10 protein-coding genes are annotated in these 13,694 nt (G+C 38.6%); 4 read left to right on the top strand and 6 right to left on the bottom strand.

The features are described 5' to 3' along the window. The first annotated feature begins 85 nt into the window (after positions 1-85). From P7V56_RS12565 to yajC, 4 genes are all read left to right on the top strand, one after another. Positions 86-1,192 (top strand): Glu/Leu/Phe/Val family dehydrogenase, encoded by a 1,107-nt coding sequence (locus tag P7V56_RS12565; protein WP_171223353.1) that lies wholly within the window; start codon positions 86-88, stop codon positions 1,190-1,192. A 113-nt stretch (positions 1,193-1,305) separates the two neighbouring features. Further along, on the top strand, positions 1,306-2,211 hold the full coding sequence (gene nusB, locus P7V56_RS12560) for a transcription antitermination factor NusB (protein WP_171223382.1): 906 nt from the start codon (positions 1,306-1,308) through the stop codon (positions 2,209-2,211). 9 nt (positions 2,212-2,220) lie between these two features. After that, the gene (locus P7V56_RS12555) at positions 2,221-2,721 is read left to right on the top strand and encodes a DUF1573 domain-containing protein (RefSeq protein ID WP_171223354.1); all 501 of its coding nucleotides are present in this window, start codon (positions 2,221-2,223) and stop codon (positions 2,719-2,721) included. A gap of 15 nt (positions 2,722-2,736) precedes the next feature. Next, the gene (gene yajC / locus P7V56_RS12550; RefSeq protein WP_171223355.1) at positions 2,737-3,012 is read left to right on the top strand and encodes a preprotein translocase subunit YajC; all 276 of its coding nucleotides are present in this window, start codon (positions 2,737-2,739) and stop codon (positions 3,010-3,012) included. Positions 3,013-3,118: 106 nt separating this feature from the next. Here yajC and P7V56_RS12545 read toward each other — a convergent pair whose 3' ends face one another. From P7V56_RS12545 to P7V56_RS12520, 6 genes are all read right to left on the bottom strand, one after another. Then, a complete protein-coding gene (locus P7V56_RS12545; protein ID WP_171223356.1) occupies positions 3,119-3,700 on the bottom strand; it encodes a YdeI/OmpD-associated family protein in 582 nt (193 codons plus the stop codon). A 54-nt stretch (positions 3,701-3,754) separates the two neighbouring features. After that, complete coding sequence (pepT, locus tag P7V56_RS12540; RefSeq protein WP_171223357.1) at positions 3,755-5,047, bottom strand: peptidase T; 1,293 nt, start codon at positions 5,045-5,047, stop codon at positions 3,755-3,757. Positions 5,048-5,961: 914 nt separating this feature from the next. Continuing rightward, on the bottom strand, positions 5,962-8,367 hold the full coding sequence (locus tag P7V56_RS12535) for an alpha-ketoacid dehydrogenase subunit alpha/beta (protein WP_171223358.1): 2,406 nt from the start codon (positions 8,365-8,367) through the stop codon (positions 5,962-5,964). A gap of 185 nt (positions 8,368-8,552) precedes the next feature. Further along, entirely contained in the window at positions 8,553-11,351 is a 2,799-nt protein-coding gene (locus tag P7V56_RS12530) for a gluzincin family metallopeptidase (RefSeq protein WP_317174657.1), read from the bottom strand. Beyond that, positions 11,348-12,232: a hypothetical protein gene (locus tag P7V56_RS12525; protein ID WP_171223359.1), complete on the bottom strand. Its 885-nt coding sequence runs from the start codon at positions 12,230-12,232 to the stop codon at positions 11,348-11,350. Before P7V56_RS12525 ends, P7V56_RS12530 begins: the two co-directional genes overlap by 4 nt. Beyond that, a complete protein-coding gene (locus P7V56_RS12520; RefSeq protein WP_171223360.1) occupies positions 12,232-13,665 on the bottom strand; it encodes an MBOAT family O-acyltransferase in 1,434 nt (477 codons plus the stop codon). The genes P7V56_RS12525 and P7V56_RS12520 overlap by 1 nt, the downstream gene beginning before the upstream one ends. Positions 13,666-13,694: the final 29 nt, after the last annotated feature.

The raw sequence follows: 13,694 nt of genomic DNA, 5'->3' as shown, positions 1-13,694 counted from the left end.
ATTCTTGATATCGATGAATTTTATTGAATAAAATTTTATTTTTGTACCGACTTTTTAGAAAGTCTTAAATTAACACCACTTCATTATGACTTCAGAAATCACTACACCGGTCGAGCTAAAAAAAATGGACCCGGTTTTCGGTCAAGTTTCTTTTGACAATCACGAACAAATTGTTTTTTGTAATGACAAAGATACAGGATTAAAAGCAATTATTGGTATTCATAATACAGTTATGGGACCGGCGCTTGGCGGAACAAGAATGTGGAATTATGCTAACGAATGGGAAGCTTTAAATGACGTTTTGAGACTTTCACGCGGAATGACTTATAAATCAGCTATCACAGGTTTAAATCTTGGTGGCGGAAAAGCAGTGATTATTGGCGATTCTAAAATCGATAAAACTCCAGAAATGATTACCCGTTTCGGAGAGTTTGTTAACTCTTTAAGCGGAAAATACATTACCGCTGAAGACGTTGGCACAACGACTGAAGACATGGACAGAATTCACAAAGTAACCAATTATGTTACGGGAATTTCCGAATCTATCGGTGGTTCAGGAAATCCTTCTCCGGTTACAGCTTACGGTGTTTACATGGGAATGAAAGCCGCTGCCAAATACCAATTCGGTTCTGAAAACTTAGAAGGTAAAAAGGTATTAGTGCAAGGAACAGGTCACGTGGGTGAAACTTTAATCAGCTACTTAAGAAAAGAAGGAGCCGAAGTTTTTGTATCCGACATTCACCAAGATAAAATGGAAAATATGGTGGCTAAATACGGTGCCAAAATTTTCACCGGTGCAGATTTATACAGCGCTGACGTTGATATCTATTCGCCTTGTGCTTTGGGAGCTACTATTAATGATGAAACTATTCATAAAATCAAAGCCAAAGTAATTGCCGGTGCGGCTAATAACCAATTGGCAGTTGAAGCCATTCATGGTCAAATTTTAAGAGAAAGAGGGATTGCTTATGCACCCGATTTCTTAATCAACGCCGGTGGTATCATCAATGTTTACGGTGAAATCGTAAAATACGGTAAAGACCAAGCCATGAAAATGACTGAGAATATCTACAACACTACCTTGGAAATTTTCAATTTTGCAGATGTGAATAACATGACTACGCAACAAGCAGCCATGCAAATTGCGCAAAACAGAATTGACCAAAGAAAAAAAGAAAACGCTAATAAATAATTATTAGGTTTTAAAATATTCCTATTTTTGCAAAGCGAAAGAAATTCTTTCGCTTTGTTAATTTTTAAAAGTTCTTACAGGTGTTAAACAGAAGACATATTCGAGTAAAAGTGATGCAATCTATCTACGCGATGCATCAAAAAAATTCTGAGGAAATGGAGAAAGAAGAGAAATTCTTAATCCAAAGCATTGATAACATTCAGGATTTGTATTTAATCATGTTGTCGACTTTGACAGAAATCAGAAAAAAAGAAATTGTTTTTTTGGAAGCTTCCAGCAAAAAACATTTGGCCACGCCTGAAGAGAAAAATCCCAACAAAAAGTTTATCAATAATGCGGTCTTACTTCATTTGGAAGACAACAGTTCGTTGAGTATTGCCTTGGAGAAAAGAAAAATCAATAACTGGTCCTTGAACGATGATTATATTTTGATTTTGCTCAATGACATCAAACAAAGTGACTTGTATGCCAAATACATGAGCAATCGCAACAATACTTTTGAGGAAGACAAACAGTTCGTGTTGGATATGTTCACCGAATTGATTGCACCCAACGAAAAGCTCTACGAATATTTGGAAGACAACAAACTGACCTGGACGGATGATATTCCGGTGGTGAATACCCAAATTCAGAAACAGTTGAAACAATTTTCAGAGAAAAGCGAGTTCAAAGTAGTCAAGCTTTACAAAGACGAAGAGGACAAAGAATTTGTGGGTAATTTATTCCGCAAAACGGTTTTAAACGAAATTGAATTGGCCAAAGAATACATCGACAAAACGCCCAATTGGGATGCCGACCGAATCGCCGAAATTGATACCATCATTTTGAAAATGGCGATTTGTGAGTTCTTGAAATTCCCGTCTATTCCGGTTAAAGTGACCATTAATGAGTATTTGGAAATTGCCAAAGAATATTCTACCCCAAAAAGCAGTATTTTTATCAACGGAATTTTAGATAATTTGGTCAAAGAATTCCAAAACGAAGACAAAATCAAAAAAACCGGTAGAGGTTTAATGTAATTATCAGTTATGAATAAAAGAATGAATTTATTGGTTGTTGCAGCGTTATTCTTGTTGACAACCGCTTGTAAAAAAGAGACTGTAAACGATAAAGCAGTGACATTAGATACCCTTTCGGCACAACGACCGGCAGCGGAACCTAAACCAAATGTATTGCCTAACTACAAAGTACCGGCAGACGGGAAATATCCGGTAATTACATTTGAAGAAGAAGAGCACGATTTCGGAACCATCCAACAAGGGGACAAACCAACGTATGAATTCGAATTTAAAAATACAGGTGAAGCCGATTTGATTATTAGCTCGGCTCGTGGTTCTTGTGGTTGTACCGTTCCTGAGTATCCTAAAACACCCATCAAAGTTGGGGAATCGGGTAAAATCAAAGTTTCTTTTGATTCCAAAGGCAAATCAGGCGAAACCTCAAAAACCGTTACCATTATGAGTAACACCAAAGAAGGCAGCAAAATTTTGAAAATTAAAACTAAAATCGAAGTTCCTCAAAAGAACTAAAACAAAACAATTATTATGGAACAATTAAATCAATTTTTACCTTTTTTATTAGTGTTTGTAGTGATCTATTTCTTCATGATCAGACCGCAACAAAAGAAAATCAAACAAGAAAAAGAATTCGAAGCCGGACTTAAAGTAGGCGATAAAATCATCACCAAAAGTGGTTTCCACGGCAAAATCGCTGAGTTATCAGAAGGTACAGCCGTTATCGAAACCATGTCAGGAAAATTAAAGATTGAGCGTTCAGCGATTTCTTTAGAATTGACTGCTGCTGCGAATAAGAAAGCTTAAAGGAAAGTACGAAATAAGAAGTACAAAGTAAAATCCCAAACTCCTTTATTGGAATTTGGGATTTTTTATTTTAAACCTTTTTTACTTCGTACCTCGTACTTCTAACTTACTTCCTGTATTTATCGTTAAATCCTTTTCCTTCCAAAATCATCGGCGTGATTTTCTCCAAGCGAGTAACTTTAGTTTTCTCCTGCTTAGCAGTCGCCATGTATTCCCAGTATTCTTTTTGTTTGAAAGGCGTCAGTTGTTCCAAAGCGGTTTTTAAGGCTTTGTTATTATCAAGCGCTGCCTGAAAGAAATCACATTGCATTGCTTCTTTCTTTTCGGGTTTGATAGACAAACCTGCTTTTTCATTGGCGATGGCTTCGTTGATGTATTGCAAAATCAATTTCTCATTGATTTCATTAGCCGAAGTAAAACGCCATTGTCTCAATGCTTTCGTTACGCCTTCATTGGCATTGACCAAAACCTGAGCTTCATCTTTCAGAAAAACACCATTGAAAAACCACAAAGCAAAGTAGTTTTTAAAACTTCCAATGCCCAACACGTTTTTGTTATTCACTGTGTACACTTCGCCACCCCATTTATTGGTTTCCACCAATTCGGTTTTCAAAACGATAGCACGCAACAAACCGACTTCCTCGGTCCATTGGTCGTTTTTCATCCAAGGATTTTTATCTTCTTTCATGTTACTTATTAAGATTTCACACCCACTTCGTACCTAGTACTTTGTACTTCGTACTTATTTCTTCTTAGCCTTCTTCTCTTTTTTCTCCTTCTTTTCTTTCTTCGTAAAGTCAGTCGTTGCCGTCAACTCTGCAATCTTCACAATCACCTCTACCGCTTTTTGCATGCTTTCTACGGGAACGTATTCATACTTGCCGTGGAAGTTGTGACCACCCGCAAAGATGTTCGGACACGGCAATCCCATATACGACAAACGACAACCGTCCGTACCACCGCGAATCGGTTTGATTAAAGGTTTGATGCCCAAAGATTTCATCGCTTTTTCGGCCAAATCTACAATGAACATCACCGGTTCTACTTTTTCCTTCATGTTGTAGTATTGGTCTTTGATTTCGCAGATGACAATGTCTTCGCCAAATTGCTTTTTAAACGCTTTGTTGAATTTCTTGGTGATTTTGTGTATCAATTCTTTGCGCTTGATGAATTTCTTCATGTCGTGGTCGCGAATGATGAGTTCCAATTTGGTTTCCTCAATGCTGCCTGTTAAACCCGTTACGTGAAAGAATCCTTCGTAACCTTTGGTCTCTTGTGGTGTTTCGCCTTTTGGTAATTCATTGATGAAGTCATTCGCAATCAACATCGAGTTGATCATTTTCCCTTTGGCATAACCCGGATGTACCGATTTGCCTTTGAAGGTAATTTTCACACCGGCGGCGTTGAAGTTTTCATATTCCAATTCGCCTATCTGACTGCCGTCCATGGTGTAAGCCCAGTCGGCGCCGAATTTCTTTACGTCAAACAAATCAGCACCACGACCAATTTCTTCGTCGGGTGTAAAACACACTCTGATTTTCCCGTGTTGTATTTCCGGATGTTGGATTAAATATTCCATCGCGGTCATGATTTCAGTGATACCGGCTTTGTCATCGGCACCTAATAACGTCAGACCATTAGTCGTGATTAACGTTTGTCCTTTGTATTGCAATAAATCCTTGAAATAACTAGGCGAAAGAACGATGTTTTGCTCTTTGTTCAGAATGATATCACCACCATCGTAATTCGGAATCACTTGTGGTTTGACATCTTTTCCGGTAAAGTCTGGCGTGGTATCAAAGTGCGATACAAAACCAATCGTTGGCACTTTGTGTTTCACATTGGAAGCCAAAGTAGCCATCACATAACCGTGTTTGTCAATCGTGACTTGCGTCATGCCAATGGCTTTGAGTTCGTCAACCAATTTATTGGCTAAATCGAATTGTTTTTTGGTACTCGGTGTCGTAGTTGAATTCGGGTCTGATTCGGTATCGATAGTGACGTAGCTGATGAAGCGGTCGATGATGTGTTGCATGATGTATTTGTTTTTAGCAAAGATAAGAATTAGGAAGTACAAAGTACGAGGTGGGAAGTACGAAGTTTTGCCCTTCGACAAGCTCAGGGTGACACGGTGCATTTTGATTGTTTATAGTTTGATAATCAAGATTTGTTTACACAACAAAAGCCAATTGATTGCACAATTTGTCACCCTGAGCTTGTCGAAGGGCTTCAAAAGGTTAAATCGATTGTTGTGACATTTTTTTTCATTTTTAAAAAAAATGTCACAAACCTGTGACAAAATATAAAATCGATTTCAAAATTGTCACAAGAATTTAGAAGGGCATCGGTAGGTCTCCGAAGCTCGTTCTTAGGCTGGGAAGGCTTGGGAATGGGGGAAAGTTGGTTTTGGGAGGAATTGAATGTTCTTCTTTCAATGACAATTTATTTCAGATGTGTAGTATGCTGGTTTATTGTATAAATTAAATCCTCATAATTTTCATAGGTATCTGGTGATAATATTAAAATTCGACCATCGTCCATATGATACTCTCTAATAAAGTAACCTTTGGTTAAGTGATAGCTTTTCCTGGAATATTTTTGATGAGTTGATTCTATTGAAACGATGTCTTTGTAGAATAGGTGTACTCTTTTGCGACTTATCAAAAACTTTAAAGTTATTTTTTCTTCGTCTAATGAAACGGAATGAAGATCTAGAAGATCTATGATTAATACTATTACTACTAATGTTGTTAGTATCCCGACAACTAACATGAATCTGCGTTCTTCTAATTTGAAGTAGTCATTAAAATAATTGAAGATACATACCAAAGATATAATCAAACACAAAGGGGTTAAGATGGCTAATCTCGCTTTGTATAATGAACTAAACTTAGATTCTAATGTCATATTGTTTTGAATAAAAAAGAGCCTAAATGGCTCTTTTTACTATTAATACAAACTCGGATATTCCTCCGGTTTCGCTTCGTGCATAATCGCGTAAACTTTTTCAAAAACATCTTCTGCCGAAGGTTTAGAGAAATAATCTCCGTCCGTGCCGTAAGCCGGTCTGTGGGCTTTTGAGGCTAAAGTTTGCGGTTGGCTGTCTAAATATTGGTAACCGTTTTGCTCGTCTACAATTTGTTGGAGTAGGTAAGCAGAAGCACCACCCGGAACGTCTTCGTCTACTACCAGTAGACGGTTGGTTTTGGCGATACTCTTCACACAGTCGTGGTTTACGTCAAACGGCAACAATGATTGTGCGTCGATGATTTCAACATTGATCCCAACTTCCAATAATTCTTTCGCGGCTTGCTCAATGATTCTTAAAGTAGAACCATAAGAAACAATCGTGATATCGCTTCCTTCTTTTATCGTTTCTACCACGCCAATCGGGGTTTTGAATTCGCCCAAGTTGGTGGGCATTTTTTCTTTCAAACGGTAACCGTTCAAACACTCTACGACTAACGCAGGTTCGTCAGTCTCCAACAAAGTGTTGTAGAAACCTGCCGCTTTGGTCATGTTTCTCGGAACCAAAACGTGAATCCCGCGAATGGCATTGATAATCATACCCATCGGTGAGCCTGAGTGCCAAATACCTTCGAGTCTGTGACCACGTGTTCTGATAATCAACGGCGCTTTTTGACGGCCTTGGGTTCTGTATTGTAAGGTTGCTAAGTCATCACTCATGATTTGGATGGCGTACAACAAATAATCTAAATATTGGATTTCGGCAATTGGTCTCAAACCACGCATCGCCATACCTATTCCTTGTCCGAGTATAGTAGCTTCACGAATTCCGGCATCGGCCACGCGAAGTTCTCCGTATTTTTCCTGCATGCCTTCCAAACCTTGGTTTACGTCTCCAATATTTCCGGCATCTTCACCAAAGATTAACGACTCAGGGTATTTATTAAAAATTGCATCAAAATTGTCGCGCAATACCAATCTGGCATCAACTTCTTCCGCTGATTCATCGTAAGTTGGGGCAACAGTTGTCGCGCTCAAAACCGTTTTATCGGATTGCGAGAATAGGTGCGAACTAAATTTCGGTTGTATTTTATTCGTGTAATTCGTTATCCAAGTCGCCAATTGGGATTGCCCGCTTTCTTTGACCACCAAACGCAATACTTTTCGCGCCGTAGTAATAATGTCTTTGCGGATAGGTTCTTTAATCGAAGCTAAATCAGCCGTATATTTTTCTATAAAAACTTTATTCGAACTCGTCTCAGCAATTGAATTTAATAACGAAACCAATTCTTGTTGCTCTTCTTTCATAGGCGAAACAAAAGCAGTCCAAGCGGCTTTTTTGCCTTCTAGAACTTCTTTCTTAGCTTCGTTGTCAATGGCTTCTAATTCTTCGATCGTGGCCAAATTGTTATCGACTAACCAAGTACGCATTTGCGCCAAGCAATCAAATTCTGCTTCCCAAGCCAAACGCTCGGCATTTTTGTAACGCTCATGCGAACCCGAAGTCGAGTGACCTTGCGGCTGCGTCAATTCGTTGACGTGAATCAAAACCGGAACGTGTTGCTCACGAGCAATCGCACCTGCTTTTTGATAGGTTTCTACCAAAGTCGGGTAATCCCAACCTTTTACGGTCATGATTTCGTAACCGTTGTTCTCTTCGTCGCGTTGGAATCCTTTTAAGATTTCAGAGATGCTTTCTTTGGTGGTTTGGTAACGCGCGTGAACCGAAATTCCGTATTCGTCATCCCATACACTCATCACCATCGGCACTTGCAAAACTCCGGCGGCGTTGATGGTTTCAAAAAATAACCCTTCCGAAGTCGAAGCGTTGCCAATAGTTCCCCAAGCCACTTCATTTCCGGCGTTAGAGAATTTGGTCAAATCCTCTAAACCACGAACGTTTCTGTATATTTTGGAGGCTTGTGCCAATCCTAATAAACGCGGCATTTGTCCGGCAGTAGGAGAGATATCAGCACTCGAATTTTTTTGTTGGGTCAAGTTGTTCCAATTCCCGTTTTCGTCTAACGAATGTGTGGCAAAGTGTCCGCCCATTTGACGTCCGGCACTCATAGGATCATGTGCCAAATCGGTATGACCATACAAGCCTGCGAAAAACTGTTGGATTGAAAGTTGCCCAATTGCCATCATAAAAGTCTGATCGCGATAATACCCCGAACGGAAATCACCGTTTTGGAAAGCTTTCGCCAAGGCCAATTGCGGTACTTCTTTTCCGTCACCGAAAATACCGAATTTGGCTTTTCCGGTCAATACTTCCTTTCTTCCCAGTAAGCTGCATTCGCGGCTTATCTTGGCAATTCGGTAATCATTAAGTACTTCTGCTTTGAAATCTTCGAAGGTAATTTCGGTCTTGGTTTGTGCTTCAGTCATGTGTGGAATTGTTTCTTGAGAAAACAAATTTAAATAAAAAGAAGTAATTTCCACCATACTGTTGAAAAAAACTAATTTCAGTATCAATAATTTTAAAGCTATAAAAAGTGAGTTGATTGAGAAATTTTCAACGATATTTAAATATTCTAAAGAAATGTGTAATATTTAAACGATTTTTCAAGCTGTTAAAACCACTTTCTGGTGAAAAGTCCAATCAAAGTATCGGGATTGAAAGTCACGATGAAACGGATTCTTTCTCCGTAGTTTTTCTCGCCGATTTCCCAACCGTTATTGGAATATACAGGGAAATACAATTCGAAATAATCAGTCACTAAGTTCAAGCGAACACCGCTGTCGTAAACCAATTTTTCTGCAGAGTTTTTATTTTTAATCATCCCAACATCGCCGTAAACTTCAATCCAGTTCCAAATATTGGTACTTGCATTTAAAGTCGTCATCCATTGGTTGGCGGTTCGGGTTTCCAACATCGATTTAAAAAATCCGTCAGAAGGAAGCAATTGTTGGCTAAACAATCCTGTAGTTTCGGAACGACCTAAATAATCGTATTCGAATAAATAGTCGGTTGGTCTGTCTAAAGCGAAATCAAAAAAAGTAGAGATGTTTTTATTGTACAAAAACGTTCCGGCAAAGAATCTGAAGTTGAGTTGTCGGCTGTTGTCAAATAATTTTCGATACTGGACTTCCGCAGCTACTTTTCCAAAGGATTTAGAAAGTTGAAAATCGCCTAAAATGTTGTAATGCTTGGTGATTTCAGTTTTTCCGTTATAGTATTTGGCATTGAAAACTTTATAATTTTCAGTGTTTTCATCAGTGATGTAGATTGATTTCTCGCGGTCAATCATGATGTATTTAAAAGACACCATTTCTTTTTTGTTGTCTTTCAAATCATCCGGACGGAAACGTAAAAACACCATCGGATTGACTTTGGTATAGTAGGCATCGGGTGCATAATGCAAATAATGACCATTCAATTGGTAGCGAATACTGTACAAATTACTCTCGCGATTGTATTGGTTGACCATAAAGTTGGCTTTCCCCGAAAAGCTTTTGGTTTGTGTAGATATCGTCGGATTCACATCAAAATTGAAGGGTTTGTCCAAAATGGTTTTGTTGTGAAAACGAATACCGGGCAATAAACCGTCGTATAAATTGTATTCTAAAGTTGGGATGTAAACGATTTGATTGTAATTCGGGTCTTCTAAATCCTTGAAGAAAATAAATTTTATCGGTCGGCTGTTCAATCGGAAACCGCGCAAGGATTGCCAGTTGTTTCTCAAATTGAACTCGGGCACTTCATTTTTGTAATTGATGACAATTTTTTCGGCTTCGTTTCTCGGTACGGTAAAAATGCTGTCTTTGGGGAACACATCAATCCATTTTTTAAAGACAACATTTTTGCCTTTGACGCCATAAATCGGAATCGGAACATTAGTCTCGGTTTTATTTTTAAGCGAAAAACTGATGCTGTCTTTGGTTCGGGTCACTTTATCAAACTTGAAATCGATAATGTCACGTGAGTAGATGATTTTGTCAAAAAACCAAGTGATGTCTTTGGGCGAATTTTTGGTCAGCAACAACTCAAAATCATTGCGGTTGGTTTGCTTGGTTTTATTCAAGTCGATAAATTGTCGGATACTGTTTTGCACCACTTTGTTTTCGAGATAACTGTCGAGGTATTTCAAACTCAAACCGGCGCGGTATTTTGAAGCAATTTTTTCGTTGAATTTGATCAAGGTGTTTTTGGGTGCGCCCAAAGGTTGGTCCAAATTCTTTCGCGCCATCAACATGTAAAAATAACTGTATTGCCCATTGAAATCGAGACTAACCAAGTTGTAAGCGCGCAAGATTCTCAGTTTGGCCACGTTGCCCATCATTTTGGCCTCAGGATGAAAATCGTCTATGAATTTCATCATGGTGTACACTTGAATTCCGTTGATTATCCAGCTGTCTTTTCTGGGGTCGAGTTGGAGTGTATTGTGTAAATAATTATTGAGATAGGTTTTCATGAACTTAATCTCAAACATAAACTCATCGGGAAACGGAACGATAAAATTGGGCAGTTGATTCAAGCCATAAAACGGATTTCGATCATAATCGACTTGGGTAACCGTAATTTTTTCATGTGGATATTGGCCTAAATTTTCACTCACATAATTGACTATTTTATCAATAACAATCGCTCTTTGGATGTCGTTGAGTCGGTCGTCTCTTAAGTTGGAAATGACTTCTACCTGACTGTTTTTGAATACGGTATGCTCTTTTGGATTGTCAATCAGCAAATTCAAGTTCAGGCGGTTCTTGCCCGACAGTTGGTATTGATTGCCTTTGTTTTGGGTTATGGTTAAATCGGAGTTCAGGGTTAAATTGTTGGGTATTCTAATCTCTAAATTATAATCGGAAAGCGCATTGGCGGCATCGTCCAAGTTTAAATTGTTGTATTTGACAAAGGCTTTGTTTTCATAACGCGCCGGAATCAGAAAACAGTTTTTAAGGTGCATCTTTCCGTTGGCACCAAAACCGTATTGGGTGAATTTCGCATTCGGAACTTTGACAAAATAGGTGAGCTTGAAGGTAGCCTTTTGATTGGGCAACAATTTTTCGCGCAAACGAATTTGAACTACATCGGGGTATTTTTCGTCTCTTTCCCAAGTCAGCATCGATTGATTTTGGTCGATGACCGTGATGTTATCGGTTTTGCCCAGGTCTTTATTGGGTGCCAAATGAAAACTGCGGTCAAATTCATCCGAAAAGCTCTTGGCCAAAGGCGAAGTTTTACTGCTGTAAGCATGATTCCAATCATTCAAAACAATAAAACTAAGCGTGTCATTGGATTGGTTGTAAAAAGTCAGCTCTTGAATTACATTGAGTACATTGGTTTCGCTATTGACTTCCACAACCATTTTAGAATGGTGTTGGGCCAAAAGTGACTGACTCAGTAATATGAAAAACAATAGCTTTTTCAATTGAATTTATGTTGGATAAAATCGTTTAAAATTATCGTGGTGAATACTGTGGCGCCTTTTTCATTCAAGTGTCCGCAAGACGAAAAATAGCGGTCTTCGGTCACTTTGTTTTCATAATTGTACACTTCGGGGTAAACCGATTTGATTCGGTTAAAATAAGCGTCACTGTCAGAACCTTGACACATAGGCGTGGCTATGGCAATAAGGTTGATGTTGTTTTTTTGGCACAAAGATTTTATTTCCTCGTAAGCCCAATTTCTTTTCGGACTATACTCAGAAAGGTCATAGCTCATATTTTTTCCGTCGTGTCTCAAAGCATAAAAACCGTCATTGTTCAAGGCATTCGTTTTCTTATTAACAAGTGAGAAGAACATTTCCCTAAATCCGATTTTCGCATCGTTCTCAATATAGCGGTAAAACGGAATGTAAAACAGCTTGTTGTACTCGGGAATTTTTTGATAATGTTGCTGAATGGTTTTCGAAGTGTGCAAGTAAGGCATGTACATCGCTCGAACGCCATCGGAATACGAATTGCTGTTGAGGTTCAAATCGACATCCAAAATGATGTTTTTGATTTGATACTTGTTTTCCAACATTAGTTTCAAAAGCAAAGCCGTTTCGTCCAATTTGGAACCGCTCATCCCAAAATTAAACGATTTGATGCCTTTGTCGTTAAAGACTTTGGCTACCATGTGATTTTGTGTACGCGAAGAACCCATAAACAGTACGTCAAAATTTTTGTCTTTTGCAGTAAGGACGTGCTGAATCTTATTTCGTTGCGTCGATTTAAGAAAAACTGCTGTATAGGCAATATCCAACACCACCGCCGAAAGAACGGTGATGAGTAGTAATTTGCCAATAAAAGCAACAAATTTTCTCATTAGAATTGAAAGTAAATAAAGTTTTTATAATCGGTGAATATGCCTAAAGCGATGATAGCGAGAATACTCAAACTCACTTTCAACCAACTGTATTTGCCCGAAAGCGGTTCGATTTTATAACGGTTGTTCCATTCGACCATGACAAATAAAAGAATCATAATCAGAATTTCGTAATTGTAACGTTCGATGTTGAAATATTGTTTCGAAAAATGCCAGTCGGTGGCCATTCGATGGATGTACGAAACGGCTTCTTGGATGGTTTTGGCACGGAAAAATATCCAGGCCAAGCAAGTAATGGCAAAGGTTAAGAGTATATTGATGACGATTCTAAGTGAAGCGAAATTAAAAGAAATTTTAAACGCATCAATGTTGCTTCGGTTCTTGTTTAAAACCAATAGCGGAATGAAATACAAAGCATTAATCAAACCCCAAGCTACATACGTCCAGCTCGCGCCATGCCAAAATCCGCTGACCAAAAAGATGATCATCACATTTCTGATTTGGAACAACTTTGAACCTTTGCTTCCGCCTAATGGTATGTATAAATAATCCCTAAACCAAGACGAAAGCGAAATGTGCCAACGGCGCCAAAATTCCGCGATGTCTCTAGAGAAATAAGGGTAATTGAAGTTCTTCAGCAAGTCGATGCCAAAGAGTTTTGAGGTTCCCAAAGCGATATCGGAATAACCCGAGAAGTCACCGTAAATTTGGAACGCAAAATAAACGGCACCCAAGATTAGCGACAAAGAATTCATCGAACTGTAATTGTCGAAAATCGCATTGGCATACATCGCACAAGTGTCGGCGATGACTACCTTTTTTACCAAACCCCAAATGATTTGGTAAACGCCTTCTTTGGCTTTTTCAAAATCAAATTCGCGCTTGACTTTTAATTGTGGCAACAAATGCGTTGCGCGTTCAATCGGCCCGGCCACAAGCAGTGGAAAATAGCTCACGAACAACGAATAATCAACAAAGTTTTTCTCGGATTTGATTCGGCCGTAATAAATATCGATGATATAGGACAAACCGTGAAAAGTGTAAAATGAAATCCCAATCGGCAATATCACATCCAATAAAATCGGGCTGACGTTAAAGCCAATCGCCTGAAACAATTCGGCAAACGAAGTCGCAAAAAAGTTGTAGTATTTGAAGATTCCGAGAAATCCTAAGTTCATTAATACACAAATCCAGAGCCAAAGTTTCCTCGAATGTTGTGTTGCGCTGTCTTCAATTTTTATGGCTAATAAATAGCAGAGCAAAGTCGAGAAAATCAGCAAGAATAAAAACCGCCAATCCCAACAAGCATAGAAATAATAACTCGCGAAAATCAGTATGTAATTTTGTGTCGCTTTCGATTTATTGGCCACAAACCAATACAACAGAAAAACTATTGGCAGGAAAAGGGCAAATTGTAGCGAGTTGAAAAACATGTGAAAAGTAAATTAGCGGTTAGCTATTA

Source organism: Flavobacterium sp. IMCC34852 (assembly GCF_030643905.1).
In the GTDB taxonomy this organism is placed as follows: Bacteria; Bacteroidota; Bacteroidia; order Flavobacteriales; family Flavobacteriaceae; genus Flavobacterium; species Flavobacterium rivulicola.
This window is presented reverse-complemented; position numbering and strand designations above follow the sequence as displayed.